Annotated in this window: 28 protein-coding genes; 15 read left to right on the top strand and 13 right to left on the bottom strand. The window is 64.0% G+C overall.

Translation table 11 applies throughout. The features are described 5' to 3' along the window. Positions 1–109 precede the first annotated feature (109 nt). The 3 genes from pcaF to O3300_RS20700 are packed head-to-tail and all read right to left on the bottom strand — an operon-like array spanning position 110 to position 2,702. Entirely contained in the window at positions 110–1,312 is a 1,203-nt protein-coding gene (gene pcaF, locus O3300_RS20690) for a 3-oxoadipyl-CoA thiolase (protein WP_289903581.1), read from the bottom strand. A gap of 39 nt (positions 1,313–1,351) precedes the next feature. Then, positions 1,352–1,993, bottom strand: a complete 642-nt coding sequence (locus O3300_RS20695) for a 3-oxoacid CoA-transferase subunit B (protein ID WP_305053982.1) — start codon at positions 1,991–1,993, stop codon at positions 1,352–1,354. A gap of 10 nt (positions 1,994–2,003) precedes the next feature. Beyond that, the gene (locus tag O3300_RS20700) at positions 2,004–2,702 is read right to left on the bottom strand and encodes a 3-oxoacid CoA-transferase subunit A (RefSeq protein WP_077408447.1); all 699 of its coding nucleotides are present in this window, start codon (positions 2,700–2,702) and stop codon (positions 2,004–2,006) included. Between the two features lie 166 nt (positions 2,703–2,868). On the opposite strand from O3300_RS20700, the gene O3300_RS20705 reads away from it, so the two are divergent. Beyond that, positions 2,869–3,696 carry an IclR family transcriptional regulator C-terminal domain-containing protein gene (locus tag O3300_RS20705; RefSeq protein ID WP_305053983.1) on the top strand — a complete coding sequence of 276 codons (828 nt, stop codon included), beginning with the start codon at positions 2,869–2,871 and terminating at the stop codon, positions 3,694–3,696. 17 nt (positions 3,697–3,713) lie between these two features. On the opposite strand, the gene O3300_RS20710 is transcribed toward O3300_RS20705, so the two are convergent. From O3300_RS20710 to O3300_RS20725, 4 genes are read right to left on the bottom strand one after another with little or no spacing between them, the layout of a single operon-like run. Continuing rightward, the gene (locus O3300_RS20710; protein ID WP_305053984.1) at positions 3,714–4,571 is read right to left on the bottom strand and encodes a ChaN family lipoprotein; all 858 of its coding nucleotides are present in this window, start codon (positions 4,569–4,571) and stop codon (positions 3,714–3,716) included. Between the two features lie 45 nt (positions 4,572–4,616). Further along, complete coding sequence (locus O3300_RS20715) at positions 4,617–5,048, bottom strand: DUF6691 family protein (protein ID WP_305053985.1); 432 nt, start codon at positions 5,046–5,048, stop codon at positions 4,617–4,619. A gap of 8 nt (positions 5,049–5,056) precedes the next feature. Further along, entirely contained in the window at positions 5,057–5,482 is a 426-nt protein-coding gene (locus tag O3300_RS20720; protein ID WP_305053986.1) for a YeeE/YedE family protein, read from the bottom strand. Between the two features lie 8 nt (positions 5,483–5,490). Next, complete coding sequence (locus tag O3300_RS20725; RefSeq protein WP_035822023.1) at positions 5,491–5,844, bottom strand: helix-turn-helix transcriptional regulator; 354 nt, start codon at positions 5,842–5,844, stop codon at positions 5,491–5,493. A 333-nt stretch (positions 5,845–6,177) separates the two neighbouring features. On the opposite strand from O3300_RS20725, the gene O3300_RS20730 reads away from it, so the two are divergent. Further along, on the top strand, positions 6,178–6,579 hold the full coding sequence (locus O3300_RS20730; RefSeq protein WP_143451460.1) for a hypothetical protein: 402 nt from the start codon (positions 6,178–6,180) through the stop codon (positions 6,577–6,579). Positions 6,580–6,674: 95 nt separating this feature from the next. Here O3300_RS20730 and O3300_RS20735 read toward each other — a convergent pair whose 3' ends face one another. From O3300_RS20735 to O3300_RS20750, 4 genes are read right to left on the bottom strand one after another with little or no spacing between them, the layout of a single operon-like run. Next, positions 6,675–6,854 carry a hypothetical protein gene (locus O3300_RS20735; RefSeq protein ID WP_099666566.1) on the bottom strand — a complete coding sequence of 60 codons (180 nt, stop codon included), beginning with the start codon at positions 6,852–6,854 and terminating at the stop codon, positions 6,675–6,677. Continuing rightward, the gene (locus tag O3300_RS20740; protein ID WP_305053987.1) at positions 6,851–7,252 is read right to left on the bottom strand and encodes a DUF3224 domain-containing protein; all 402 of its coding nucleotides are present in this window, start codon (positions 7,250–7,252) and stop codon (positions 6,851–6,853) included. Before O3300_RS20740 ends, O3300_RS20735 begins: the two co-directional genes overlap by 4 nt. Beyond that, on the bottom strand, positions 7,252–7,839 hold the full coding sequence (locus O3300_RS20745; RefSeq protein ID WP_305053988.1) for a DUF1697 domain-containing protein: 588 nt from the start codon (positions 7,837–7,839) through the stop codon (positions 7,252–7,254). The genes O3300_RS20740 and O3300_RS20745 overlap by 1 nt, the downstream gene beginning before the upstream one ends. A 15-nt stretch (positions 7,840–7,854) precedes the next feature. After that, a complete protein-coding gene (locus O3300_RS20750) occupies positions 7,855–9,432 on the bottom strand; it encodes a sensor histidine kinase (RefSeq protein WP_305053989.1) in 1,578 nt (525 codons plus the stop codon). Between the two features lie 201 nt (positions 9,433–9,633). Between O3300_RS20750 and O3300_RS20755 the strand changes: the two genes are divergently transcribed. Further along, on the top strand, positions 9,634–9,972 hold the full coding sequence (locus tag O3300_RS20755; RefSeq protein WP_070257435.1) for a hypothetical protein: 339 nt from the start codon (positions 9,634–9,636) through the stop codon (positions 9,970–9,972). Next, positions 9,969–10,814 carry an HDOD domain-containing protein gene (locus O3300_RS20760; protein WP_305053990.1) on the top strand — a complete coding sequence of 282 codons (846 nt, stop codon included), beginning with the start codon at positions 9,969–9,971 and terminating at the stop codon, positions 10,812–10,814. Before O3300_RS20755 ends, O3300_RS20760 begins: the two co-directional genes overlap by 4 nt. A gap of 141 nt (positions 10,815–10,955) precedes the next feature. On the opposite strand, the gene O3300_RS20765 is transcribed toward O3300_RS20760, so the two are convergent. Beyond that, positions 10,956–11,282 carry a hypothetical protein gene (locus O3300_RS20765; RefSeq protein WP_034746769.1) on the bottom strand — a complete coding sequence of 109 codons (327 nt, stop codon included), beginning with the start codon at positions 11,280–11,282 and terminating at the stop codon, positions 10,956–10,958. Positions 11,283–11,968: 686 nt separating this feature from the next. On the opposite strand from O3300_RS20765, the gene miaB reads away from it, so the two are divergent. The 11 genes from miaB to O3300_RS20820 all read left to right on the top strand — a co-directional run bounded on the left by miaB (position 11,969) and on the right by O3300_RS20820 (position 23,384). Further along, a complete protein-coding gene (gene miaB / locus O3300_RS20770; RefSeq protein WP_305053991.1) occupies positions 11,969–13,336 on the top strand; it encodes a tRNA (N6-isopentenyl adenosine(37)-C2)-methylthiotransferase MiaB in 1,368 nt (455 codons plus the stop codon). Next, complete coding sequence (locus O3300_RS20775) at positions 13,333–14,397, top strand: PhoH family protein (RefSeq protein WP_099666560.1); 1,065 nt, start codon at positions 13,333–13,335, stop codon at positions 14,395–14,397. The genes miaB and O3300_RS20775 overlap by 4 nt, the downstream gene beginning before the upstream one ends. Next, positions 14,381–14,845, top strand: a complete 465-nt coding sequence (gene ybeY / locus O3300_RS20780) for an rRNA maturation RNase YbeY (RefSeq protein WP_305053992.1) — start codon at positions 14,381–14,383, stop codon at positions 14,843–14,845. Before O3300_RS20775 ends, ybeY begins: the two co-directional genes overlap by 17 nt. 4 nt (positions 14,846–14,849) lie before the next feature. Next, a complete protein-coding gene (locus tag O3300_RS20785) occupies positions 14,850–15,272 on the top strand; it encodes a DUF4259 domain-containing protein (protein WP_099666558.1) in 423 nt (140 codons plus the stop codon). A gap of 117 nt (positions 15,273–15,389) precedes the next feature. After that, positions 15,390–16,268, top strand: a complete 879-nt coding sequence (locus O3300_RS20790) for an HlyC/CorC family transporter (RefSeq protein ID WP_071075558.1) — start codon at positions 15,390–15,392, stop codon at positions 16,266–16,268. Between the two features lie 16 nt (positions 16,269–16,284). Further along, complete coding sequence (lnt, locus tag O3300_RS20795; RefSeq protein ID WP_305053993.1) at positions 16,285–17,865, top strand: apolipoprotein N-acyltransferase; 1,581 nt, start codon at positions 16,285–16,287, stop codon at positions 17,863–17,865. Positions 17,866–18,012: 147 nt separating this feature from the next. Further along, positions 18,013–18,930, top strand: coding sequence for a glycine--tRNA ligase subunit alpha (glyQ, locus tag O3300_RS20800; protein WP_034780177.1), 918 nt, complete (start codon positions 18,013–18,015; stop codon positions 18,928–18,930). Positions 18,931–18,969: 39 nt separating this feature from the next. Then, complete coding sequence (gene glyS / locus O3300_RS20805) at positions 18,970–21,072, top strand: glycine--tRNA ligase subunit beta (protein WP_305053994.1); 2,103 nt, start codon at positions 18,970–18,972, stop codon at positions 21,070–21,072. Further along, positions 21,072–21,659 (top strand): D-glycero-beta-D-manno-heptose 1,7-bisphosphate 7-phosphatase, encoded by a 588-nt coding sequence (gmhB, locus tag O3300_RS20810; RefSeq protein WP_072455078.1) that lies wholly within the window; start codon positions 21,072–21,074, stop codon positions 21,657–21,659. Before glyS ends, gmhB begins: the two co-directional genes overlap by 1 nt. A 16-nt stretch (positions 21,660–21,675) precedes the next feature. Beyond that, positions 21,676–22,416 carry a 1-acyl-sn-glycerol-3-phosphate acyltransferase gene (locus O3300_RS20815; RefSeq protein ID WP_099666556.1) on the top strand — a complete coding sequence of 247 codons (741 nt, stop codon included), beginning with the start codon at positions 21,676–21,678 and terminating at the stop codon, positions 22,414–22,416. Between the two features lie 44 nt (positions 22,417–22,460). Next, positions 22,461–23,384, top strand: a complete 924-nt coding sequence (locus O3300_RS20820) for a M48 family metallopeptidase (RefSeq protein ID WP_099666555.1) — start codon at positions 22,461–22,463, stop codon at positions 23,382–23,384. On the opposite strand, the gene waaA is transcribed toward O3300_RS20820, so the two are convergent. Next, the gene (gene waaA / locus O3300_RS20825) at positions 23,381–24,658 is read right to left on the bottom strand and encodes a lipid IV(A) 3-deoxy-D-manno-octulosonic acid transferase (RefSeq protein WP_289900314.1); all 1,278 of its coding nucleotides are present in this window, start codon (positions 24,656–24,658) and stop codon (positions 23,381–23,383) included. The genes O3300_RS20820 and waaA overlap by 4 nt on opposite strands.

Consider the following 24,658-nt stretch of genomic DNA (forward strand, 5'->3'; position numbering starts at 1 on the left):
GAATCAGACCCGTTCCAGCACCAGCGCGATGCCCTGGCCGATGCCGATGCCGCATCTTGTGTCAGTGCACAGTGCACAGTGCATGGTGCCTGCCCGGACGCGCTGGAGGTCAGACCCGTTCCAGCACCAGCGCGATGCCCTGGCCCACGCCGATGCACATGGTGCAGAGTGCATAGCGCCCGCCCGTGCGGTGCAGCTGGTTGACGGCCGTCATGGCCAGGCGCGCGCCCGACGCGCCCAGCGGGTGGCCCAGGGCGATGGCGCCGCCGTTCGGGTTCACGCGCGGGTCGTCGTCGGGTAAACCCAGCTGGCGCAGCACGGCCAGGCCTTGCGCGGCAAACGCTTCGTTCAATTCGATGACGTCGAAGTCGGCCAGGGTCAAGCCCGTCATAGCCAGCACTTTCAGGGTGGCGGGCGCGGGGCCGATGCCCATGATGCGCGGCGCCACGCCGGCCGTCGCCATGGCCACGACCCGCGCGCGGGGCGTCAGGCCAAAGCGGGCCGCGTTCGCTTCGTCGGCCAGCAGCAGGGCCGCCGCGCCATCGTTGACGCCGGACGCGTTGCCGGCCGTGATCGTGCCGTCCGCGCGCACGACGGGCTTGAGTTTCGTCAAGGTTTCCAGCGTGGTGGCGCGCGGATGCTCGTCGCGGACGACGACGACGGGCTCGCCCTTCTTCTGGGCGATGCTGACGGGGCAGATTTCACTGTCGAACACGCCCGCCTGCTGCGCCGCCAGCGCTTTCACCTGGCTGGCCAGGGCGAACGCATCCTGATCAAGACGGCTGATGCCGAAGTCCGACGCCACGTTTTCCGCCGTTTCCGGCATCGAATCGACGCCGTACTGCGCCTTCATCAAGGGATTGATGAAGCGCCAGCCGATGGTCGTGTCTTCCATTTTCATGCCGCGCGAAAAGGCGCTGTCCGCCTTGCCCATGACAAACGGCGCGCGGCTCATGCTTTCCACGCCGCCGGCGATCAGCAAGCCCGCTTCGCCGCTCTTGATGAAGCGGGCGGCGCTGCCGATGGCGTCCAGGCCCGAGCCGCACAGGCGGTTCAGGGTGGCGCCCGGCACGCTGTCGGGCAAGCCCGCCAGCAGGGCCGCCATGCGCGCCACGTTGCGGTTGTCCTCGCCCGCCTGGTTGGCGCAGCCGTACAGCACGTCGGTGACGGCGTTCCAGTCCACATTCGGGTTGCGCGCCATCAAGGCGCGGATGGGCACAGCGCCCAGGTCGTCGGCGCGCACGCCGGCGAGTCCGCCGCCATAGCGGCCAAACGGCGTGCGCTGCGCGTCGCAAATGTAAGCATGGGTCATGTTCTTTCCTCCAAGAAAGTGTATTGAATGGGCGGTGAATTAACGTCCGTCCGCCAGCGGCACGGCCGTCAACGCTTGCAACTGCTCGAAACTCAAGCCATCCACCAGTTCGACGACCGTGGCGCCGGCGGGCGACAGGTCGAGCACGGCCAGGTCGCTGTAGATGCGGCTGACGCAGGCGATGCCCGTCAGCGGATACGTGCATGCCTGCACCAGCTTGCTTTCACCCGTCTTGGTCAGCAATTCCATCATGACCCAGGTTTTTTTCGCGCCGATGGCCAGGTCCATGGCCCCGCCCACGGCGGGAATGGCGTCGGGGGCACCCGTGTGCCAGTTGGCCAGGTCGCCCGTGGCGGAGACTTGAAATGCGCCCAGCACGCAGATGTCCAGGTGGCCGCCGCGCATCATGGCGAAGCTGTCGGCGTGGTGGAAGTAACTGCCGCCCGCCAGCAGGGTAACGGGTTGCTTGCCCGCATTGATCAGGTCGTAGTCTTCCTCGCCCGGCGCGGGCGCGGGGCCCATGCCGATCACGCCGTTTTCGCTGTGCAGGATGATGTCCGCGCCGGCCGGCAAGTGGTTCGCCACCAGGGTCGGCAAGCCGATGCCCAGGTTGACGACATTGCCTTCATGGATGTCCGCCGCCACGCGGGCCGCCATTTGATCTCGATTCCATTTATTCACTTGATATTCCTCAGGCAGCTTTGAAGCCGGCGGGGCCGGTGGCCGTGCGCGGCACTTGCACCAGGCGCTGCACGAACAGGCCCGGCGTGATGACGTGCTCGGGATCGATGCTGCCCAGCTCGGCAACTTCATGCACGGAAGCAATGCTGACTTTCGCGGCCATGGCCATGATGGGACCGAAGTTGCGCGCCGTCTTGCGGTAAGTCAGGTTGCCCCAGCGGTCGCCCTGCTCCGCCTTGATCAGCGCGAAGTCGGCGTGGATCGGCGACTCGAACACATACATGCGGCCGTCGATCTCGCGCGTCTCCTTGCCCTTGGCCAAGTCCGTACCGTAACCCGTGGGCGTGAAAAAGCCGCCGATGCCGGCGCCGGCGGCGCGGATGCGCTCGGCCAGATTACCCTGCGGCACCAATTCCAGCTCCAGCTTGCCCGCGCGGTACAGCGCGTCGAACACGTGGGAATCGGCCTGACGGGGGAACGAGCAAATGATCTTGCGCACTTGCCCGTTTTTCAGCAGAGCGGCCAAGCCCGTGTCGCCATTGCCCGCATTGTTGTTGACGATGACGAGGTCGCGCGCGCCCTGGGCGATCAAGCCGTCGATCAGCTCGGCCGGCTGGCCCGCGCCGCCGAAGCCGCCAATCATGACGGTGGCGCCATCGTGGATATCGGCCAGCGCATCAAGCACGCTGGAACGCAGTTTGTCGATCATTGCCTCTCCCTTCCCAATCAAACCCATCAGACATTTGTTCGAATAACGAACAAATATTCGTATTTAGAACTTATTCGTGAGAATATGCCTGATCGGGGCGCTTGTCAATTTGCCGTTTTCGCTAGCGCCATGGCTATAATTGCCACCTTGACCAATTGGAATCGCCATGACCGCACGCAGCAGCACGCCCCTTTCCGCCGAAGAAACCCTCGATGCCGACGGCGTGCCCCGCCCTGGCGACAGCTATGTGCAATCGTTCGCGCGGGGCCTGGCCGTGCTGCGCAGCTTTGGCGCGGACGCGCCGCAACAGACCCTGAGCGAAGTGGCGGAGCGGGCGCAGCTGACGCGTGCGGGCGCGCGGCGCATCCTGCACACCTTGTTGCATCTTGGCTACGTGGAAGCGGATGGACGGCTATTCCGCCTGACGCCGAAGGTGCTCGACCTCGGCTATGCCTATTTGTCGTCGCTGCCCGTGTGGACGCAGGCGCAGCCGCTGCTGGAAGAATTGATGCAGACCTTGCGCCAGTCGTGCTCGGCCACCGTGCTCGACGGCGACGACATCGTGTATGTGGTGCGCCTGTCCGCGCACCGCACCATGTCGATCAACCTGGGCATCGGCAGCCGCCTGCCCGCCTACTGCACCTCGATGGGACGGGTTTTATTGTCGGGCCTGGCGCCCGAGGTGCTGCGCGAACGGCTGTCGAAGATGGCGCTGCTGAAAATCACGCCGGCGACCAAGGTCGATATCGATCTCTTGATGGAAGAGATTGCGCAAGTGCGGCGCCAGGGCTGGTGCCTGGTGCAGGAAGAGCTGGAACAGGGCTTGATCGCCCTGGCCGCGCCCGTGTTCGACCGGGCCGGCAAGGTGGTGGCGGCGATCAACGTCAGCGGCCAGACGGCGGGGCCGTCCGTCGCGCACCTGCTGGAACACAGCTTGCCGAAACTGCTCGACACGGCAAGCCGGGTCAGCGCCCTGGTGCGCGTGCAGCAGTAGCGCTTATTGCTTGAACCTTATTTCTTGAATTTGGCGCACGGGTCCGGGCGCGGTTGCGCGGGCATCGTTTGCGTCAGGTCAAACGTGCCCTTGTAGCCGCTGCCGCCCTGCTCCAGGTAGCCGATGCTGCGCACGGTCAGCTGCGGGTCGGCCAGCTTCAGCCAGCGGGGCACGCCGATATCCTTGCGCACGTGGTCGTTGCCGGCGATCAACACCACGTCGCGCGGCGCCTGGTCGCGGATCAGCTTGGCCATCCAGATATCGCGCGCTACCTGGGCGTTGACGACACCTTTGATCATCATGTCGGGCAGCATATTGCAGCGGGCCGCCTGGACTTCCTTCTCTTGCCCGTCCAGGATATCGGCCGGCACGGGCGCGGCCAGGTACGTGGCCACCATGGCGGGCGGCATGGCCCACTGGATGCCGTCGCGCACGATGCGCGAGGCATCGGCGGGCGACAGGTTGCCGGCAACCAGACTCAGCTGATAGCTGACGACGAGGTCCAGCACGGGCCGGTACAAGCTCCAGTCCCAGCGCGGCTGTTCCATCACGCGGATGATGCAATCGGGATCGGCGCAATCGCGCGCGGCGCGCGTCAGCAAGGCCTGGTTTTCGCGGTCGAACTGCTCCATGACAATCACGGGACGCCAGCCGGTCGCCAGGCGGCGACGCAATTCCTCGACGCGCAGGCGCTGGCCTTGCGCATTGTCATGGACTTCGCCCAGCAGCAACACTTGCGGATTGGGCAAGGTGTCGGCCACGGGCACGGGAGCAGGCGGAGCGTCTTTCTTCAGCAAGCTGCCGCAGGCGGCCAGCGCCAGCACGCTGCACAACAGGGCGGCGCGTGCGCCGGCGCGGAAAATCTCGGTTTTCATGTCAGGCGGGTATCTTCAAGTGGCGATGCGCCAGATTGTACCGTCTCAGGCCGGCGCCGGCAGCTTGCGGCGCTCCAGCACTTCAAAGACAAGCATGCCGGTCAGCATGGCGCCGGTAAACAGCCACGCCTTCGGCTGGCCCGCCAGCAGGGAGACGAGGGCGGGGCCGGGACAGAAACCGGCGATGCCCCAGCCCGCGCCAAAGGCCAGGCTGCCCAGCAGCAGGCGCCGGTCGATGCGCCGCAATACTGGCAATTGCATGGGTTCGCCCAGCAGCGCCGTGCTGCGCCGCCGCGCCAGCCAGAAGGCAGGCATGGCCACGCCGATGGCGCCGCCCATCACCAGCGCCAGCGACGGGTCCCAGGCGCCGGCCAGGTCGAGGAAGCCGAGCACCTTGGCCGGGTTGCCCATGCCGGAAACGATCAGGCCCAGGCCAAAGACGAGGCCGCTCAACAGGGAAAGGATCAGCTTGCTCATAAGCTTGCTCACAGATGGCGCAACAGATAGACAGTGAGGAAACCGGCCGCCATGAAGGCCATGGTGGCCGCCAGCGAACGCGGCGACAGGCGCGACAGGCCGCACACGCCGTGGCCACTGGTGCAGCCGGCGCCATAGCGCACGCCCACGCCCACCAGCAAACCCGCCACGATCAGGGCGGGCGTGCCCGCATCGATCCGCACGGGCGGCAAGGCTTGCCACAGCGAATACAGCAAGGGCGTGCCGACCAGGCCGGCAAGAAAGGCGATGCGCCAGCCCAGGTCGCCACGACGCGGCCGCAGCAAGCCGCCGAGGATGCCGCTGATGCCGGCGATGCGGCCATTGAACAGGATCAGCAGGGCCGCGGCCAGGCCGATCAGCATGCCGCCGGCCAGCGAGGCCCAAGGCGTGAAATGCTGCCAGTCGATGTGCATGGAAATACTCAGTCCGCTTCGTCGTTGAACGTGGGGCGTGGCGCGCAAAATTGCGCGTACAGCACTTGCAGCACGGCCAGCACGGGCGCGCTGGCGACGCGGTAATAGATCTGCTTGCCGTCGCGCCGCGTGGCCACCAGCATCTCTTCGCGCAGCACGCCCAGTTGCTGCGACAGGGTCGGCTGGCCGATGCCCACTTTTTGTTCGAGGTCGCTGACGCAATGCTCGCCCTGCGATAGCTGGCACAGCAGCATCAATCGGTCGGCATTGCCCATGGCCTTGAGCAGCGAGCTGGCCTTGTAGGCCGAGCCACGCATGGCGTCGAGGTTGTATTCGGCGTGTTGTGTTGCGACTGTCTCCATCGTGCCCTCCCACAGGCGGTCATATTGATCATCATGCGATAAACAATATACTAATCAATATACTGTTTTCCTGCTGGCGATTCGCACAAAAAAACAACAGTGTTTTTCGGCGATAGCGTGCTCATGCGAAGTGTGCGGCAGCGATAGCCATCACGCTATCAAAATGATAAATATTCGTAATTTAAAGTAAATAAGCGTAGCAAAATTGCCACGATTTGTGCTGTAATAAGAGCTCTTCAGAAAAATCGTGATACGCCCCCCGTACAGGCGCATTGTCCGTCCAGGCGCAGGCCGGTTTTCGACCGCACCGCACGGTGAACCAGGGAGTCAAAGATGAAGTTACTTCAGCCGCTAGGCATGGCCATGCTGGCGCTGTCGGCGTGCGCCGGCAGTGCGGCGGCCAGCCCCCCGCCCACGACACACGCCCAGGTCGTGAGCGACGACAGTCTCGGTTTCACCAGCACTGCCGACAATCCCGGCTGGGACACACCGGACTTGCCGTATGCGCGCCTGCTGGCGCAGGGCACCATGCTCAACGCGGCCCCGCGCTGGAGCAGCACCGGTGCGCGCCAGGGCGCACTGCCTCCGTCCGCAGCCGCCACGGCCCCGGCCGCGCAGCAAACGAACGTGCCGCCGCCCGTGCCCGAAGCGAGCATGGTCTCGATGCTGCTGGTGGGGCTGGGCTTGCTGGCCTTTAGCATGCACGGTGAAAAACAGGAAAAATTCGATAGCTGACCCTATTCCGGCAGCCGATGCCGCTGCCTTAAAAAAAATTCCGCCTTGCGCGGAATTTTTTTTGCCTGCCGTGCCGGTCAATCCTCACTTGATGCTCACTTGTCCAGCAAGCGGCAAACCCGTTCGATATTGCCCACAGGAATGCCCGACTTCAGGGCGCGCGCAATGCAGGCCGCCTTGTCCGTGCCCGAGGCGGAAATGAGCACGAAGGCCGTGCCCAGGACGCTGACGGCGACCAGCAATATCAGCACGCCCTTGACGATCTCCCAGTTCATGGCGTGTCAGCAATCTCATACGTGAAAGCATAATAATGCTTGCCCTCTTCGATGCGGATGGCCAGGCTGCCCGACAGGCCTTGCAATTGCTCCGTCCCCGTATCGGGCACCACCATCACCGACAAGGCGGGCGCGCCGCGCGTCATCGTGCCGCTGTGCTGCAAATAAAAACTGCCGTGACGCCCGTCCAGCGTGCCTTCCACCCGCTCCAGCGCCACATAGCCTGCCGAGCCGGCCACGCTGGCGCGCGCGCTGAGCATCTCACCCCGCGCACTGGCGTCGAGGGCGCCGTGGTAGCGCTTGTCGAGCGACAGGCGTCCCAGCCCCGATTGCGCGGCCGTGTCCGACAAGGTTTCCGGGGTGATGGTGACGTCGAAGGTACCGCGAATGGTAGGCATCAGTACTCCTTGGAAAATGAAGAGGTGGCGGCCGCCTCCGGCCCGTTCAGCAGCACATGCAATTTTTGCATGGTGGCCCAGTTGCGCGAGGTGACGCCATCGCCGAGCTGCACGCCCAGCGCCGCCACCACCTTGCTGGCCAACACGCCATCGGGACACCAGGCATACGCGGCCCAGCGCCCCAGGACCAGCGCTTCCGGCTGCCACGGCCGCTGCGCCAGGGGCGCCAGGCGCTGCATGTCGGCCGGATTGTTCAGCACCAAGGTCAGCAGACGGGCCGCATCGGCCGCCGGCGCCAGGGTGTTTTGTTCGATCAGTTCGGCAAACTGGCTGGCCGACAGCACCGTCACCCGGGCCGCCACGCCCAGTTTCAGCACCAGCGCTTCCTCGATGCGGGCAGCGGCGTCGGCCGGCGCGACCTTGCCCCCGTCATACACGACGTTGCCACTGTTGAGCACGGTACGCACCTGCGCAAAGCCCAGGTCGCCCAGCAGCTTGCGCAGGTCGGCCATGGCCACGCGCTTGGCGCGGCCGACATTGATCCCGCGCAAAAGCGCCACTTGCTGACTATTTTCCATCTGTGCCATGTGTTGTCTCCTTGCCTATGCCTGGCCGGCCGGAACGCTGGCGGCGCCTTCCGGCAATGGCGTCACCTTGGGCAGGCGCAGCAGGAACGTCGCGCCCTGCCCCAAGGTGCTGCTGACCGTGATGGTGCCGCCAAACTGCTTGGCAATCAAGTTGAATACGATATTCAAGCCCAGGCCCGTGCCGCCCTGTCCGCGCCGCGTGGTGACAAACGGGTCGAACACGCGGTCGAGCATGTCGGGCGCGATGCCGCGGCCATTGTCGCGCACCTGCATGGCGATCCAGTCGTTGTCGCCGTGCACGCCGATATGGATATGGCCGTCCGTATCCGCATCGAAGGCGTGCTCGACGCAGTTCAGGACCAGGTTGGTCAGCACCTGCGCCAGCGCGCCCGGATAGCTGTCGAGCATGATGCCGGGCGGGCAATCGATATCGATGCGGATGCGCGTCTTTTTCAGGGTCGGCTGCAGGCTCGAGATGACTTCGCCGATATAGTCGCGCAATTCGAACAAACGGCGCGCTTCGCTGACCTGGTCGACGGCGATCTGCTTGAAGCTGTGGATCAGGTGCGCGGCGCGGTAGGCATTGTTCATGATCAGGCGCGCGCTTTCGCCGGCCGTTTCCAGGTAGCGCACGATATCGGTCTTCTTCACGCTGCCGCCCGCCACCGCCGCGCTGATACCATCGGTGGCTTCCTTCAGCACCGAGGCGCTGGTCAGCGCGATGCCGACCGGGGTGTTGATTTCATGCGCCACGCCCGCCACCAGGCTGCCCAGCGAGGCCAGGCGTTCCGACTGCAGCAACGATTCCTGCGCGCGGCGCAACTCGTCCATGGCCTGCGCCGTTTCCTGCTGCGAGCGGCGCGCCATGTCTTCCGCCTCGCGGCTGCCCTCGATGATGGACTTGAGCTTGCGCTGCACGGCATTGAAGCCGCGGATCACGTCGCCCAGCTCGTCGCGCCGGCTTTCCGGCAGCTCTTCGACGTCATCGCTGCCGCGCGTGGCCAGGTCGAACAAGCCGTCGCGCAACTGTTTCAGGGGGCCGAAGACGATGCGCAGGCTCAGCGCCAGGGCGCCCACCAAAATGATGTCAAGTAGCAACACTTCCAGCACCTTGCGCCGCACTTCGCCGCGCAGGGCCGCATCGATCTGGGCACGGCTGAAATTGACGATGACCTTGCCGACGATCACCGGCTTGCCGCCCGTGGCCGCCGCCACGGCGTCACGGAACACCAGCGGCGCCTCGACGGGCGTGCCGCCCATGGCCACGTCGGAGGTCAAAGGCACCAGGGTGCCGGCCGCATCGCGCACTTCGCCCGCGAACAGGCCGACGGAGGCGTCGTAGACGCGGATGCCGACCAGTTCCGGCGGCAGCATTTCGGCCGCGACGATGCTGTCGACCTTGGATTTATCGAGGTCCCACAGGGCGGACGGCAAGCTGGTCTGCAAGCGCGTCAGCACGCCGCTGCGCAGGCGCGCGCTGCCCGATTCGAGTTCCTTGCTCAAGGTATATTGGGTATAGCTACCCGAAATGCCCAGCACCAGGGTGACGATCACGACAAAAAGCAGGGTCAGCCGGACTTGGATACTCACCATCAATCGATACTCCCCGGGCCAGGCCGCCAGCCCGCGGCGCGGGCGCAGTGACGTCAGCGGACAACAGCCTGAATCAAATGTACGGTATGACATGCTTATTGGCAAGATTTACAGCAATGCCGTTTTCCACCAGGCCTTGATACAGGTTGAGACATTGCGTCATGGCAATGGTAATATCCCGCAATCATCTAAGGAGTCGTCATGGCGGTCATGCATCAACATCTACCCCTGGAACAAGTTCGTCCTGGCATGGTCTTGTCGGATGTCTTGCTCGATGCGCATGGACAAGTGCTGTTGCCGCAAGGCGCGGTATTGACGGAAAACATGCTGGCCCTGATGCCGCGCCACAACATCGACATGCTGCCGATCCAGGCGCCGCCCCCCTCGCCCGAAGAAATCGCCGCGCAACAGGCGGCCGACAGCGAACGGCTGGCCTACCTGTTCCGCAAGCATGACCCGGAGGATCCCCTGGACGCGGCCACCACCTTGCTGCGCAGCTATGTCACGGCTTACCGCCTGGGCACGGGAGAGGCAGCATGAGCACCCAGCTGACGCTCGACGACATCGTCGCCCACCTCGACGACTTGCCTTCGCTGCCCGCCGTCGTCATGGAACTATTGAACAGCATCGACCAGGAAGACGTCGATATTTCCGTGCTGGCCAAAAAAGTGTCGTACGACCAGGCGCTGACGGCGAAAACCCTGCGCCTGGCCAACTCATCGCAATATGGCTTGCAGGTGAAAGCCACCACCATCCAGCAGGCGATCACTTACCTGGGCTTCCAGACCACGCGCAGCCTGATCACGTCGGCGGCCATCACGGGTTGCTTCCCGGAAGGACGCTGCCCCGGTTTCGACGACAAGGCCTTCTGGCGCCATTCGGTGGCGACGGCCGCCTGCGCCAAGGTGCTGGCGCGGCAAATCCGCTTCAACCAGGATTACGCGTTCACGGCCGGCTTGCTGCACAACATCGGCCGCCTGGTGCTGGTCAGCAGTTTTCCCGCGCACTATGCGCAAGTCATCGCGCACCAGGCGGCGCACGATTGCAGCCTGCTCGAAGCGGAGCAAACCGTACTGGGCGTGGATCACGTGCAAGCCGGCGTGGCGCTGGCCGAACACTGGAATTTTTCCGACACGATGCGCCTGGCGCTGGGCAACTATCTGCAGCCGGACACGCCGGGAGCAGGCTTCCTCGCGTCGCTGATCCACGTGGCCAATGCCGTCGTCTGCGCGCTCGACCTGGCGCAGGCGGGCGACGACATGGTGCCGCGCGTCTCGCCGGTAGCCTGGGATGCGCTGGGCCTGGGCGAAGACACGTATCTGCAGCAGTTCCGCGAGACGGAACTGCGCTACGACGAAATCACCTCGGCACTGCTGAGCTAAACATGGCCGCAAACGCAAACGGCTCTCGCTGCGAAGCGAAAGCCGTCAAGGGTACTGCGGTGTGTCCATGCTGCACGGTCCACGCCGGCCTGTTGCCGCCAGCAGTTACGCAAGCGGCACAGTCAGCGCGCCACCACCGCATCAGTGCGCGTAATTCGATTCTTGCGCATCGCCGCGGTCTTCCGCCTTTGGACGGCCCTGGGCGTCGGACAGACGATACTTGGTGCGGCGGTCGCCCATCAAGTCGCGCAGGTCACGGATGCTCATGCCCGTCACTTCGTGCATGCGAATCAGCAGCGAGGCGCCGACCGGCAAGCGGTGATGGCGGATCTTGCTGATGACGGGTGGCGCCACTTCGAGCAGACGCGACAGGGCTGCATCGTTTTTCAGCTGCATCTTGCTCAGCAGAATATCCAGCAGGTGGTTCGGGTTGTAACTCTCTTGCGATGCTAATGCATGATGTGCCATGATTTTTCCTCGTCTGGTGAATGTAGAAAATAATGCCGATACGAACTTAAGGCTGGCTTAGAGTGTTCAAATAAACGTCTGTCATCGGATTCAGCCCTCCCCCGCCCTTCCTCCGTATCGCACTGCCTGCACAGGACTCGCACAGCCACGCCCAGCCAACGTACGCAATTTGCCGCGTGAGTAAAAGCACGTGCAATCCACTGAAATGAATTGCATATAAAGCAATATACTAGCCCAAACACGCGGCATCTGCGCCTCGCGCAAACTTCCTGATTGTTAAATATCAATCAAGCTGCTGGTTGACTTGGCAACGATGCTATTTCAACACATTAGGATGCCAGCGGGCGCACACAAGGCTTTGCAGCAACTTGTTACAAATCAATGGTGTCGCACGGCAATAAATGCTTTTGAGCATCACGATGCAGGGCCACATATACAGGCGACAACCTTGTCGGCAAGGTAAGCACAACATGGCCCGCCCCGGCGATTTACGCTAAACTATGGCCTGAACTTGCAGCGAGCCTGCCGCCGGGCAGCCAGAGGTGCCCGGCCGGTCATCCACCGCCTCCCGCCCCGAGCGGCGCACAGCGCAAGCCCCCTGCCCAGCTTATTTGCAGCCACACTGATTTGCTCCATTATTTGTCCCACTTATTTGCCGCCACATTTACCGATAAGCACCCGACGCCATGCAGAAAAAAGTATTCATTAAAACCTTCGGCTGCCAGATGAACGAGTACGACTCGGACAAGATGGCCGACGTGCTGGGCGCCTCCGATGGCCTGGTGCGCACGGACACGCCGGAAGATGCCGATGTGATCCTGCTCAATACCTGCTCCGTGCGCGAAAAGGCGCAGGAAAAAGTGTTTTCCGACCTGGGCCGTCTGCGCGAGCTGAAACTGGCCAAGCCGCACCTGCTGATCGGCGTGGGCGGCTGCGTGGCGTCGCAGGAAGGCGACGCCATCGTCAAGCGCGCGCCGTATGTCGACATGGTCTTCGGCCCGCAAACCCTGCACCGCCTGCCGCAGATGATCGAACTGCGCCGCGCCAGCGGCGACGCGCAAGTGGATATCAGCTTCCCGGAAATCGAAAAGTTCGACCACATGCCGCCGGCCAAGGTGGAAGGCGCCTCGGCGTTCGTGTCCATCATGGAAGGCTGCAGCAAATATTGCAGCTACTGCGTCGTGCCCTACACGCGCGGCGAGGAAGTGTCGCGCCGCTTCGAGGACGTGCTGACGGAAGTGGCGGGCCTGGCCGCCCAGGGCGTCAAGGAAATCACCCTGCTGGGGCAAAACGTCAACGCCTACCGTGGCGCGATGGAAGGCGGCGAGATCGCCGACTTCGCCCTGCTGCTCGAATACGTGGCCGACATCCCCGGCATCGAACGCATGCGCTTCGTCACCAGCCACCCGAAGGAATTCACGCAGCGCCTGATCGACGCCTATGCGAAGATCCCGCAGCTGGTCGACCACCTGTATTTGCCCGCGCAGCACGGTTCCGACAAGGTGCTGGGCGCCATGAAGCGCGGCTACACGGGCCTCGAATACAAGTCCATCATCCGCCGCATCCGCGCCGTGCGCCCGAACATGGCCATTTCGTCCGACTTCATCGTCGGTTTCCCCGGCGAGACCCAGGCCGACTTCGACGCGATGATGAAGCTGATCGCCGACATCGGCTTCGACAACAGCTACAGCTTCATCTTCAGCAAGCGCCCCGGCACGCCGGCCGCCAGCCTGGAAGACGACACGCCGCATGACGTCAAACTGGCTCGCTTGCAACAGTTGCAAGCGGCCATCGACGCCAACACGCGCAAATACAGCCTGGCCATGGTCGGCACCGTGCAAACCATCCTCGTCGAAGGCCGTTCGAAAAAGGATACGATAGATCGCGAACTGCAAGGCCGCACGGAAAACAACCGCGTGGTCAATTTCGACGCCGGCCCCGACGGCTTGCAATTGATCGGCCAGCTGGTCGACGTGCGCATCACCGAAAGCCATTCCTACACCCTGCGCGGCGAACTCGTCGCCAGCGCACCCGCATTGAAAAGAGCCAGTTGAAAACCAAAGCCCCGATACAGCCGCATTACTTCATCCCCGAGCCGCTCGACAACACGCGCCTGGCGCACCTGTGCGGCCCCCTCGATGAAAACCTGCGCCAGATTTCCGCCGCCCTCGACGTGACGATCTTCCGCCGTGGCGAGAAATTCATCGTCGGCGGCAGCAATGCCGAACGCGCCGTGGAAATCCTCGAACAGTTCTACGCCATCGCCAACAAGGTCGTGCCGCTGGAAGAAGTGCAGCTGGCCCTGGTGGAACAGCGCGCGGGCCTGTCCGCCGCCTCGGAACACCACGCCAACGCACCCGTCAGCACCTTCGTCGAGCCGGACATCGCCAGCCCCGTGCTGAAAACGCGGCGCGCCGACCTGCGCGGGCGCACGCCGCACCAGATCGCCTACCTGCGCGACATCCTCGAGCACGACATCAGCTTCGGCGTCGGCCCGGCAGGCACGGGCAAAACCTACCTGGCCGTCGCCTGCGCCGTCGACGCGCTCGAACGCGACGCCGTCAAGCGCATCATTTTGACGCGCCCCGCCGTCGAAGCGGGCGAACGCCTGGGCTTCCTGCCGGGTGACCTGGCGCAAAAGGTCGACCCGTATCTGCGTCCCCTCTACGATGCGCTGTATGATTTGCTGGGCTTTGACCGCACGCAAAAACTGTTTGAAAAACAGGTGATCGAGATCGCCCCTCTGGCCTACATGCGCGGACGCACCCTGAACCACGCCTTCGTCATCCTTGACGAGGCGCAAAACACCACCGTCGAACAGATGAAGATGTTTTTGACGCGCATCGGCTTCGGCAGCAAGGCCGTGGTGACGGGCGACGTCACGCAAGTCGACCTGCACAAGAGCCAGACGAGCGGCCTGATCGACGCCGTGCACGTATTGAAAGACGTGCGCGGCATCGGCTTCACGCAATTTAACAGCACCGACGTGGTGCGCCATCCGCTCGTCGCGCGCATCGTCGACGCCTATGAAACGGCGCAGGCGGCCAACGCCGACGCCGCCCAGTTACTCCCCTTGTTGAAACCAGCTGCCGCCAAAAATGTCCGAAAAAAATAAACTGTCCCTGTCCGTGCAATATCCGGACGCCCGCCTGGAAACCCTGATCACGCGCCCGAAAGTGCGCCGCTGGGTCAAGGCGGCCCTGTTCGCCCCCGCAGAATTCACCATCCGCTTCGTCGACGCGGAAGAAGGCCGTACCTTGAACCGCGATTACCGCGAAAAGGACTACGCCACCAACGTGCTGACGTTCGCCTACAACGAAGGCGAAGAACTCGGTGACGACGAGCCGACGCGCGCCGACATCATCCTGTGCACCGACGTGCTGGAAAAGGAAGCGGCGGAACAGAAGAAAAGCGTGGAAGAACACACTGCCCATCTGATCGTGCACGGCGTGCTGCATGCGCAGGGCTACGACCACATGGATGACGAAGAAGCCACCGAAATGGAGGGCCTGGAAACGGACATCCTGGCCAAGCTCGGCATCACCGACCCGTACAAGGAGTAAGACCATGGGAACCTGGGCCACTGACGCCTTCGGCAACGACTACGCCATGGATTGGGCGCAGGACTTGCACGAATATAAAACCCTGGAACTGGTCGAGACGACGCTCGACAACGTCATCGACAGCCAGGAAGCGGAGCTGGAAGCGCCGTTCGCCGCCGAAGCGCTGGCCGCGCTGGAAGTGATCGCGCGCCTGCTGGGCAAGCCGGGCGAGGACGACCCGGCCACGGCGGAAGTGGACGAGTGGGTGGCCGCCTGCAAGAAGAAGGTGACGCCGCCGCTGCTGGACAAGGCGCGCCTGGCCTTCGAGCGCATCACGGCCGAGTCGTCGGAACTGCGTCAGCTGTGGCAGGACAGCGAGCATTTCGCCGACTGGCAGGCCGACGTGGCGGCCCTGCGCGCGCGCGTGCTGGGCCCGGACGCCGCGTAAAACATCGGGCAACGGCGCACTTCGACGTATTAAATTTGCATCAAAAGCGGGGAAATCCGGTATTCCCCCACTTTTGGTGTATCCTATATCCCTTCGCAACAACGGCTCACGCCTCCTATGCCCGAGCACCCTAGTGGCGTCAGAACTGACGTCAAGCCCCACCGGTCACTGTTTGAACGCCTGACCGCACTCATTTCCCCCGAGCCAGAGAACCGTGCAGAATTGCTCGATGTTCTACACGATGCGCATGAACGCAAGCTGATCGACGCCGACGCCCTGTCGATGATCGAAGGCGTGTTTCAGGTATCGGATCTCTGTGCGCGCGACATCATGATTCCCCGCTCGCAAATGGATGTCATCGACATCAGCAAGCCGATCGAGGAATGGATGCCGGAAGTCCTGTCCACCGCCCACTCGCGCTTCCCCGCGATCGAAGGCGAGCGCGACAAGGTCATCGGCATCCTGCTGGCGAAAGACTTGCTGCGTTATTACGCAGAAGAAACTTTCGACGTCCGCGACATGCTGCGCCCCGCCATCTTCATCCCCGAATCGAAACGCCTGAATGTGCTGCTGCGCGATTTCCGCGCCAACCACAATCATATGGCCATCGTCGTCGATGAATACAGCGGCGTCGCCGGCCTGATCACCATCGAAGACGTGCTGGAACAGATCGTCGGCGATATCGAGGATGAATACGACTTCGACGAAGCCGAGGACAACATCCTGTCGCTCAAGGAAGGCCAGTTCGGCCCCCGCTGGCGCGTCAAGGCGCTGACCGAGATCGAGCAGTTCAACGAAGAAGTGGGCAGCCACCTGGTGGACGACGACGTCGACACCATCGGCGGCCTCGTGTCGAAGTACCTGGGCCGCATGGCGCACAAGGGCGATATTTTCGACCTGGGCAATTTGCGCTTCGAGGTGCTGCGCGCCGATGCGCGCCAGGTGCACGTGCTGCTCGTCGAGCGCCTGCCCAATGTGCCGGAACTGGAACTCTGACATGCGCGTGCTATAAATGCGTTTCAGACGCGCTGACCCCAACGCCCCCGCCAAACCGCCCCGCAGCACCTGGGCGCGCATGCTGACTGCCGCCATCGCCGGCGCCGTCGCCGTGCTGGCGTTCGCCCCTTTCGGCTACTGGCCGCTGCAAATCCTCAGCCTGGGCGTGCTGTTCTACCAGGTGCTGCGTTCGTCCAGCGTCAAGGGCGGCGCGCTGATCGGCTGGGCCTACGGCTTCGGCTGGTGCGCGGCCGGCACGCACTGGCTGTACATCTCCATGCACCGCTATGGCGACATGGCCGCGCCGATCGCCGCCGTCGCCGTGGCCCTGCTAGCCCTCCTGATGGCCATTTACGTGGCCCTGGCCATGGGCGCGGCCGCCTGGCTGCGCCAGCGCTGGGTGCTGTCCCTGCCCGCCATGACCCTGCTGGTGCTGCCCGCGACCTGGACCCTGTTCGAATGGACGCGCGGCTGGCTGTTTACGGGTTTCCCGTGGCTGGCTACCGGTTACGCCCACAATGCCAGCCCGCTGGCCGGCTTTGCCCCCATCGTTGGGTCGTATGGCCTGGGCTGGCTGGCGGCGCTGTCGGCCGGCGCCCTGCTCTTGCTCACGCATCGCACGCGCTGGTTCGCGCTGGGCGGCGTGATCACGCTGTACGCGGCCGGCATCGGCTTGCAGTACGTGGCGTGGACGCACCCGGTCGGACGCCCGATCACGGTGCGCCTGCTGCAGGGCAATGTGCCGCAGCAGCAGAAATTCGACCCCGGCTTCGTGCTGGGCGCCCTGCAGATGTACCAAAGCGCCATCACCAGCGCGCCGGCCGACCTGATCGCCACGCCGGAAACGGCCGTCACCGTGCTGCCGCACCAGCTGCCGCCCGGCTATCTGGATAGCCTGGCGACGTATGCGCAGCAAACGGGCAGCTCGATTTTGGTCGGCATGCCCGTGCTCGACGAGCAGCAGCGCTTCTACAATGCAGCCGTGGGGATCACGCCCAACGGCACGCCGGGACCGTACTACCAGTACCGCAAGCACCACCTGGTGCCGTTCGGCGAATTCGTGCCGCCCGGCCTGCACTGGTTTGTCGCCATGATGGCCATCCCGCTGGGCGACATGGGCCGCGGCGCCGAGGTGCAAGCGCCTTTGGCCGTGCGCGACCAGCTGGTGCTGCCGAATATCTGCTACGAAGACCTGTTTGGCGAGGAAATCGCCGGCCAGCTGGCCAGCGCCCACCGCAGCGGCAAGCAGTCGGCGTCCGTGCTGCTCAATATCTCGAACCTGGCCTGGTTTGGCGATTCGATCGCCATCCCGCAGCATCTGCAGATCTCGCAGATGCGCAGCCTGGAAACGGGCCGCCCGATGCTGCGCTCGACGAATACGGGCGCCACCGCCGTCATCGACGGCAAGGGCGTGGTGCAAAGCCTGCTGCCGCCGGAACAGCAAGCCACCCTGGCGGCCAAGGTGCAAGGCATGGGCGGCATGACGCCATACATTCTTTACGGCAACAAACTGGTGCTGGCCCTGGCCGCGCTGGCCCTGCTGACGGCCTTCCTGCTGTCGCGCGCCGCCCGCCGTGGCCGCACCGCGCAGCAATAAGCGGCCGATATTGCCCGAAGAGTCACAGTGGGCCCGTAAAAACCGCTAAAATTAGCAAAACTCCGGCCCGGACGAGCTTCCAAGCATGCGTCCGGGCTTCAAGCAAACCTTAACAAAGCGCAGCCTCCCGCGCGGCGAACTCATACGATGCTCACATTTCAACAAATTATCCTGACCTTGCAAACCTATTGGGACAAGCAAGGTTGCGCCCTGCTCCAGCCTTACGACATGGAAGTCGGCGCCGGCACCTTCCACACCGGTACCTTCCTGCGCGCGATCGGCCCGGAGCCTTGGCGCGCCGCGTATGTGCAGCCGTCGCGCCGCCCGAAAGATGGCCGCTATGGCGAAAATCCGAACCGCATGCAGCACTATTACCAGTATCAGGTGGTGCTCAAGCCCGCGCCGGAAAACATCCTCGACCTGTATCTGGGTTCCTTGGCCGCGCTGGGCCTGGATTTGAAGCAGAATGACGTGCGCTTCGTCGAAGACGACTGGGAAAGCCCGACCCTGGGCGCCTGGGGCCTGGGCTGGGAAGTCTGGCTGAACGGCATGGAAGTGACCCAATTTACCTACTTCCAGCAAGTGGGCGGCCTCGATTGCAAGCCCGTGCTGGGCGAAATCACCTACGGCATCGAACGCCTGGCCATGTACCTGCAAGGCGTGGAAAACGTGTATGACCTGGTGTGGACCGAGTGGGAAGAGAACGGGGTCACGAAAAAGCTGACCTACGGCGACGTCTTCCACCAGAACGAGGTGGAGCAGTCGACCTACAACTTCGAGCACGCGAATACGGACCTGCTGTTCGAACAGTTCGGCAACTACGAAGCGGAAGCGAAGCGCCTGATCGAGCTGCAACTGACCCTGCCCGCCTACGAGAAGATCATGAAGGCCTCGCACAGCTTCAATATGTTAGATGCGCGCGGCGCCATCTCGGTGACGGAACGCGCCGCCTACATCGGCCGCGTGCGCACCCTGTCGCGCCTGGTGGCGCAAGCGTATTACGACTCGCGCGAGCGCCTCGGTTTCCCGATGCTGCCCGCCGCAGACCAACCCGCCGCCGCTTGATCGCCTAGCTCATACACCGCCGTACCAGACAAGAACACCATGAACCAAACACTGCTCATCGAACTGCTGACCGAAGAACTGCCGCCGAAAGCGCTGGCCAAACTGGGCGCCGCCTTCACGGCCGGCATCGTCAACGGCCTGAAGGCGCGCGACTTCCTGGAAGCCGACAGCGTCGCCACCAGCTACGCCTCGCCGCGCCGCCTGGCCGTCTCCATCACCAACGTGCGTGAAGTCTCGCCCGATAAATCGATCCGCGAAAAAGTCTTGCCCGTCTCCGTGGCGCTGGACGCGAACGGCAACGGCACCCCGCCGCTGGCCAAGAAACTGGCCGCGCTGGGCTTCCCCGAGCTGACGGTGACCGAGCTGGAACGCGCCGCCGACGGCAAGGCTGAAAGCTTCTTCTACACCTACACGGCGCCCGGCAGCCAGCTCGCCACGGGCGCGCAAGCTGCCCTGGCCGAGTCGGCCGCCAAGCTGCCGATTCCAAAGCTGATGAGCTATCAGCGCCCGGACGGCACCACCGTGCAATTCGTGCGTCCGGCCCACAGCCTGATCGCCCTGCACGGCATCAATATCCTGCCATTGACCTTGCTGGGTTTGACGGCCGGCCGCACCACCCTGGGCCACCGCTTCCTCACCGACGGCGAACCGATCACCATCGCGCACGCGGAAAACTATGCGCCGTCGCTGATCCTCAACGCCAGCGTCATCGCCAGCAACGAGGAACGCAAGGAGCGCATCCGCGCCCAGTTGCTGGACAAGGCCGGTGCCGACCAGGTGCTGATGCCCGAAGCGCTGCTCGATGAAGTCACGGCGCTGGTCGAATGGCCGGTCGTGTATGAGTGCCACTTCGAGGAAGAATTCCTGGCCGTGCCGCAGGAATGCCTGATCCTCACCATGCAGACGAACCAGAAATACTTCGCATTGACGGACAGCGAAGGCAAGCTGCGCTCGCGCTTCCTGATCGTCTCGAACATCGAGACGGACACGCCAGAGCACATCATCGGCGGCAACGAGCGCGTCGTGCGCCCGCGCCTGTCCGACGCCAAGTTCTTCTTCGAGCAAGACAAGAAGAAGACCCTGGCATCGCGTCTGCCGCTGCTGGCCAATGTCGTCTACCACAACAAGCTGGGCACGCAAGCTGCGCGCACAGAGCGCGTCAAGTCGCTGGCCGGCGCCATCGCCGCCAAGCTGCAATATGACGTCGCCCTGGCCGAACGCGGCGCCCTGCTGGCCAAGGCCGATTTGCTGACCGACATGGTGGGCGAATTCCCCGAGCTGCAAGGCATCATGGGCACGTACTACGCGCGCCATGATGGCGAACCGGAAGAAGTGGCGCTGGCCGCCTCCGAACACTACCAGCCGCGCTTTGCCGGCGACAGCCTGCCATCGACCGCCACCGGCACCGCCGTGGCGCTGGCCGACAAGCTCGAAACCCTGGTCGGCATCTGGGCCATCGGCCTGGCGCCGACGGGCGACAAGGATCCGTTCGCGCTGCGCCGCCATGCCCTGGGCGTGCTGCGCATGCTGTTGGAAAAACGCTTGCCCCTGTCGATCCAGGGCTTGCTGGCAGATGCGGCTGCGCAGTTCGCAGCCGTTCCCGGCTTCAAGGACCCGGTCGCGGACGTCACCACCTTCATGCTGGATCGCCTGCGCGGCATCCTGCGCGAGCGCGGTTTCTCGCCGAATGAAATCGAAGCCGTCGTGGCGCAGAATCCGGACCGCCTGGACGACATCGTGCAGCGCCTGGAAGCCGTGCAGGCGTTTGCCGCCCTGCCGGAAAGCGCCTCGCTGGCCGCCGCCAACAAGCGCATCACGAACATCCTGAAAAAGAACGAAGAAGCCGTGAGCCAGGTCGCCGCCGGCGGCGTCAACGTGGCGCTGCTGCAGGACGAGGCGGAGAAAAAACTGGCCGCCGCCGTCTCGCGCGTGCAGCCGGAAGTCGACGCGGCCTTCGCCAAGGGCGACTTCACCAGCACCCTGCAAACGCTGGCGCAGCTGCGCGACGATGTCGATGGCTTCTTCAACGACGTGATGGTGATGGCCGAGGATGTCGCCCTGCGCAACAACCGCCTGGCCTTGCTGTCGTCGCTGCACGGCATGATGAACCGCGTCGCCGACATTTCGAAGCTGGCGGCATAATGGGCACGCCGGCGCTGAAACTGATTATTCTCGACCGCGACGGCGTCATTAATCATGACTCGCCGGACTTCATCAAGTCGCCTGCCGAATGGCTGCCGATACCCGGTTCGCTCGAAGCGATCGCCCGCCTGAACCAGGCAGGCTATCGCGTCGTCATCGCCTCGAACCAGTCGGGCATCGCGCGCGAATATTTCGACATGACGGTCTTGAACGCGATCCACCAGAAGATGCACACATTGGCGCAGCAGGTGGGCGCCGATATCGACGCCATCTTCTTTTGCCCGCATGCGGGCGCGGACAATTGCGACTGCCGCAAGCCGAAGCCCGGCATGTTCCATGAAATTTCGCAGCGCTACAACACCAGCCTGAAAGGCGTGCCCACGGTCGGCGATTCGCTGCGCGACCTGCAGGCAGGCTTCATCAGCGGCTGCGTGCCCTACCTGGTCCTGACGGGCAAGGGCGAAAAGACCAATGAAACGGGCGGCCTGCCGCCTGGCACCCAGGTCTTCCCCGACCTGGCCGCCGTCGTCAGCCACCTGCTCAAGGCGCCGGCGACACCGGCGCCCACAGTGGCATTCAGTATCTAATCTTCGGAGAACCGCATTGCGTAATACTTCCCTGTTCCTGCGATCCCTGCTGTTCATGATCATCATGATCGTGGCCACCATCGTCTGGGCCTGCGTGTGCTTTTTTGCCGCGCCATTGAGCTACAACAAGCGCTATTGGGTCACCTCGCGCTGGAACGTGTTTATCCTGTGGTGTGCCAAGGTCATTTGCGGCATCCGCTATGAAGTCAAGGGCGCCGAGAACTTCCCCGATGCGCCGGCCATCGTGCTCTCGAAGCACCAGTCGGCCTGGGAAACCATCTTTTTGCTTCCCAGCCTGCCACGTCCGCTCGTATATGTGTTCAAGAAGGAAATTTTGTACATCCCCTTCTTCGGCTGGGCCATGGCGCTGCTGCGCATGATCCCCATCGACCGCAAGCAGGGCAAGCATGCGTTCAAGAGCGTGGTAGCCCATGGCAAGCGCCGCCTGGCAGATGGCCAATGGATTATCATGTTCCCTGAAGGCACCCGCATTCCCGTGGGCCAGGCGGGCAAGTACAAGAGCGGCGGCACGCGTTTGGCTATCGCCACGGGCGCCGTGGTGGTGCCGATTGCGCATAATTCAGGCGAATGCTGGCCCAAGCAGTCATTCCTCAAACGCCCGGGACTGATTACCGTCTCGATAGGCAAACCGATTTCGCCGGAAGGGCAAACCCCGGACAGCATGATGCAACAGGTGGAAAATTGGATAGAATCAGAAATGCGCGTCATTTCGCCTCACGCCTACAACGCTGGCTAGACGGCATCAGCGCGGTCATCCAGGAGCCGACACTGCGCCAGCAGATGAAGACCATCAGGGTCGGCGACCAGCAACTGGATTTGTTCGCGCATGACGTCTCGACCAGCACGCCCCCGGCGGTGCGCCCCACGGCACCGCCAGCGCCGCCCGTGGCGCCACCGCTAGTGGCACCCGCGCCCCCCATCGCTCGTCCTGCCCCGCCTCCCCTGCCTTCCCCGCCACGCACCGCCGATGGCCCGCCACTGCGCCAGCTGCAACTGGGCAGCCACCTCGTCGAATTTGCCCTGCGCCGTTCCACGCGCCGTTCCATCGGCTTCATGATCGACGATAACGGCTTGCGCGTCACGGCGCCCAAGCGCGTCACCCTGGCCGAAATCGACAACGCCATCCGCGCCAAGCAAGGCTGGATCGTCTCGAAACTGCTGGAACGGGGCGAGCGCAAGGTGCAGCGCCAGCAGCGCCCGCCCGTGGCATGGATCGACGGCGCCGTGCTGCCCTACCTCGGTGGCGACATCACCTTGCGGTTGCACCAGGCACCGCGCCACCGCGCCAACTTCCAGCGCGAGACGAATGAGCTGCACGTTTGGGTCACGCCCACGGGCAGCGAACAGCAGTTGAAGGAAAAAGTGAAGGGATGGTTCCAACACGAAGCGCGCCAGCTGTTCGAGGCGCGCCTGGACGTGTATGCGGACAAGCTGGGCGTCCAGTACGATTCCTTGTCGCTGTCGTCGGCCGGCACGCGCTGGGGCAGCTGCACCATCGAGCGCAAGATCCGCCTGAACTGGCGCCTGATCCATTTCGCCCTGCCGCTGATCGACTACGTGGTGGCGCACGAACTGTCGCACCTGCTGGAAATGAACCACAGCCCCCGCTTCTGGGCCACCGTGGAATCGATTTATCCCGATTACGATGGCGCCAAGCAGGCGCTCAGAAAACGCTCGCAGGAATTACCAGTCCTGTTCAATTAAGCTGGCAGCAAAGGCTGGATCGCAGCGATCGTGCGCGGCGTGGCGCCCCGGTGCTGGCTGGCAAACGCCAGCGCTTTTTCTCCCATAGCCGCCAGACGCGCGGGATCCTGCAGCAGGGCCGCCGCCTGCGCCATCAGCGCGTCGGCGTCCGCCACCAGCGCGGCACCGCCTGCAGCAATTGCCTGTTCGGTCACCAGCGCAAAATTGAAGGTGTGGGGGCCGATCAGCACGGGCTTGCCCAGGGCCGCCGGCTCGATCAGGTTTTGCCCGCCCAGCGGCAGCAGACTGCCGCCCACGAAAGCGCAATCGCAGGCCGCGTAATACGCAAACATCTCGCCCATCGAGTCGCCCAGCAGCACCTGCGTGCCCGCCGCCACGGCATCGCCCTGCGCCAGGCCGGACCTGCGCTGCACGGCCAGGCCCTGCGCCGCGATGAGTTTTTCCACCTCGTCGAAGCGCTGCGGATGACGCGGTACGATCAGCAGCAACGCATTCGCGGGCAGGCTGACGCGGGTCAAGGCGTCGAGGATCAGCTGCTCTTCCCCTTCGCGCGTGCTGGCGCACAGCAGCACCGGGCGCTGGCCGATGGCGCCGCGCAGCCAGGCGCCTGTCGCCAGGGCCGCCTCGGGCACGACGACGTCGAACTTGATGCTGCCCGTGACCACCACGTCCTGCACACCCAGCTGACGTACGCGATCGGCGTCGTCCTGCGTCTGCGCCGCGACCAGGGTGATGCCGCGCGCCGCATCGGCGATGAGTTTACCCAGGCGCTGCGCCTTGCCCAGCGATCGCTGCGACAGGCGCGCATTGGCCAGCACCACGGGCACTTTGTAGCGATTGCATTGCTGGATCAGGTTTGGCCACACTTCCGTCTCCATCAGGATGCAGATGCGCGGCGCGAAATGGCGGATGAAACGGGCCGGCATGGCGCCCGTGTCATACGGCAGGTAGCTTTGCACAAGGCGCGCGCCGTGTTTCGCAAACAGTGCCTTGCCCGTGGCGCGCCCCGTCGGCGTCATGTGCGTGAGGACGATGCGGCACGCGGGCCATGCGGCCAGCAGCGCATCGATCAACGGCTCGGCCGCGCGCGTCTCGCCGACGGAGACGGCGTGCAGCCAGATGGTGTCGGGGGCAGGTGTGGCCTGGCGCCCGTAAAAGCCCAGGCGCTCGCCCCAGTGCCGGCGATAACCGGGTTCCTGGCGTCCGCGCAGCCACAGCCGCGCCAGCACCAGGGGCAAGGCCAGCCACCAGGCAAGGGTATAAAGAAGTCGCAT

Source organism: Janthinobacterium sp. SUN206, from assembly GCF_030587305.1.
In the GTDB taxonomy this organism is placed as follows: domain Bacteria; phylum Pseudomonadota; class Gammaproteobacteria; order Burkholderiales; family Burkholderiaceae_D; genus Janthinobacterium; species Janthinobacterium kumbetense.

Coding starts and splice junctions, on each gene's coding strand:
- O3300_RS20715 (WP_305053985.1), bottom strand. CDS start 5,048: ATGAGCAAGCTGATCCTTTCCCTGTTGAGCGGCCTCGTCTTTGGCCTG.
- O3300_RS20700 (WP_077408447.1), bottom strand. CDS start 2,702: ATGATCGACAAACTGCGTTCCAGCGTGCTTGATGCGCTGGCCGATATC.
- glyS (WP_305053994.1), top strand. CDS start 18,970: ATGAACCAAACACTGCTCATCGAACTGCTGACCGAAGAACTGCCGCCG.
- O3300_RS20735 (WP_099666566.1), bottom strand. CDS start 6,854: ATGAACTGGGAGATCGTCAAGGGCGTGCTGATATTGCTGGTCGCCGTC.
- O3300_RS20760 (WP_305053990.1), top strand. CDS start 9,969: ATGAGCACCCAGCTGACGCTCGACGACATCGTCGCCCACCTCGACGAC.
- miaB (WP_305053991.1), top strand. CDS start 11,969: ATGCAGAAAAAAGTATTCATTAAAACCTTCGGCTGCCAGATGAACGAG.
- O3300_RS20755 (WP_070257435.1), top strand. CDS start 9,634: ATGGCGGTCATGCATCAACATCTACCCCTGGAACAAGTTCGTCCTGGC.
- O3300_RS20730 (WP_143451460.1), top strand. CDS start 6,178: ATGAAGTTACTTCAGCCGCTAGGCATGGCCATGCTGGCGCTGTCGGCG.
- O3300_RS20740 (WP_305053987.1), bottom strand. CDS start 7,252: ATGCCTACCATTCGCGGTACCTTCGACGTCACCATCACCCCGGAAACC.
- O3300_RS20725 (WP_035822023.1), bottom strand. CDS start 5,844: ATGGAGACAGTCGCAACACAACACGCCGAATACAACCTCGACGCCATG.
- O3300_RS20710 (WP_305053984.1), bottom strand. CDS start 4,571: ATGAAAACCGAGATTTTCCGCGCCGGCGCACGCGCCGCCCTGTTGTGC.
- O3300_RS20820 (WP_099666555.1), top strand. CDS start 22,461: ATGAAGACCATCAGGGTCGGCGACCAGCAACTGGATTTGTTCGCGCAT.
- pcaF (WP_289903581.1), bottom strand. CDS start 1,312: ATGACCCATGCTTACATTTGCGACGCGCAGCGCACGCCGTTTGGCCGC.
- O3300_RS20765 (WP_034746769.1), bottom strand. CDS start 11,282: ATGGCACATCATGCATTAGCATCGCAAGAGAGTTACAACCCGAACCAC.
- waaA (WP_289900314.1), bottom strand. CDS start 24,658: ATGCGACTTCTTTATACCCTTGCCTGGTGGCTGGCCTTGCCCCTGGTG.
- gmhB (WP_072455078.1), top strand. CDS start 21,072: ATGGGCACGCCGGCGCTGAAACTGATTATTCTCGACCGCGACGGCGTC.
- lnt (WP_305053993.1), top strand. CDS start 16,285: ATGCGTTTCAGACGCGCTGACCCCAACGCCCCCGCCAAACCGCCCCGC.
- O3300_RS20720 (WP_305053986.1), bottom strand. CDS start 5,482: ATGCACATCGACTGGCAGCATTTCACGCCTTGGGCCTCGCTGGCCGGC.
- glyQ (WP_034780177.1), top strand. CDS start 18,013: ATGCTCACATTTCAACAAATTATCCTGACCTTGCAAACCTATTGGGAC.
- O3300_RS20785 (WP_099666558.1), top strand. CDS start 14,850: ATGGGAACCTGGGCCACTGACGCCTTCGGCAACGACTACGCCATGGAT.
- O3300_RS20705 (WP_305053983.1), top strand. CDS start 2,869: ATGACCGCACGCAGCAGCACGCCCCTTTCCGCCGAAGAAACCCTCGAT.
- O3300_RS20745 (WP_305053988.1), bottom strand. CDS start 7,839: ATGGCACAGATGGAAAATAGTCAGCAAGTGGCGCTTTTGCGCGGGATC.
- O3300_RS20750 (WP_305053989.1), bottom strand. CDS start 9,432: ATGGTGAGTATCCAAGTCCGGCTGACCCTGCTTTTTGTCGTGATCGTC.
- O3300_RS20790 (WP_071075558.1), top strand. CDS start 15,390: ATGCCCGAGCACCCTAGTGGCGTCAGAACTGACGTCAAGCCCCACCGG.
- ybeY (WP_305053992.1), top strand. CDS start 14,381: ATGTCCGAAAAAAATAAACTGTCCCTGTCCGTGCAATATCCGGACGCC.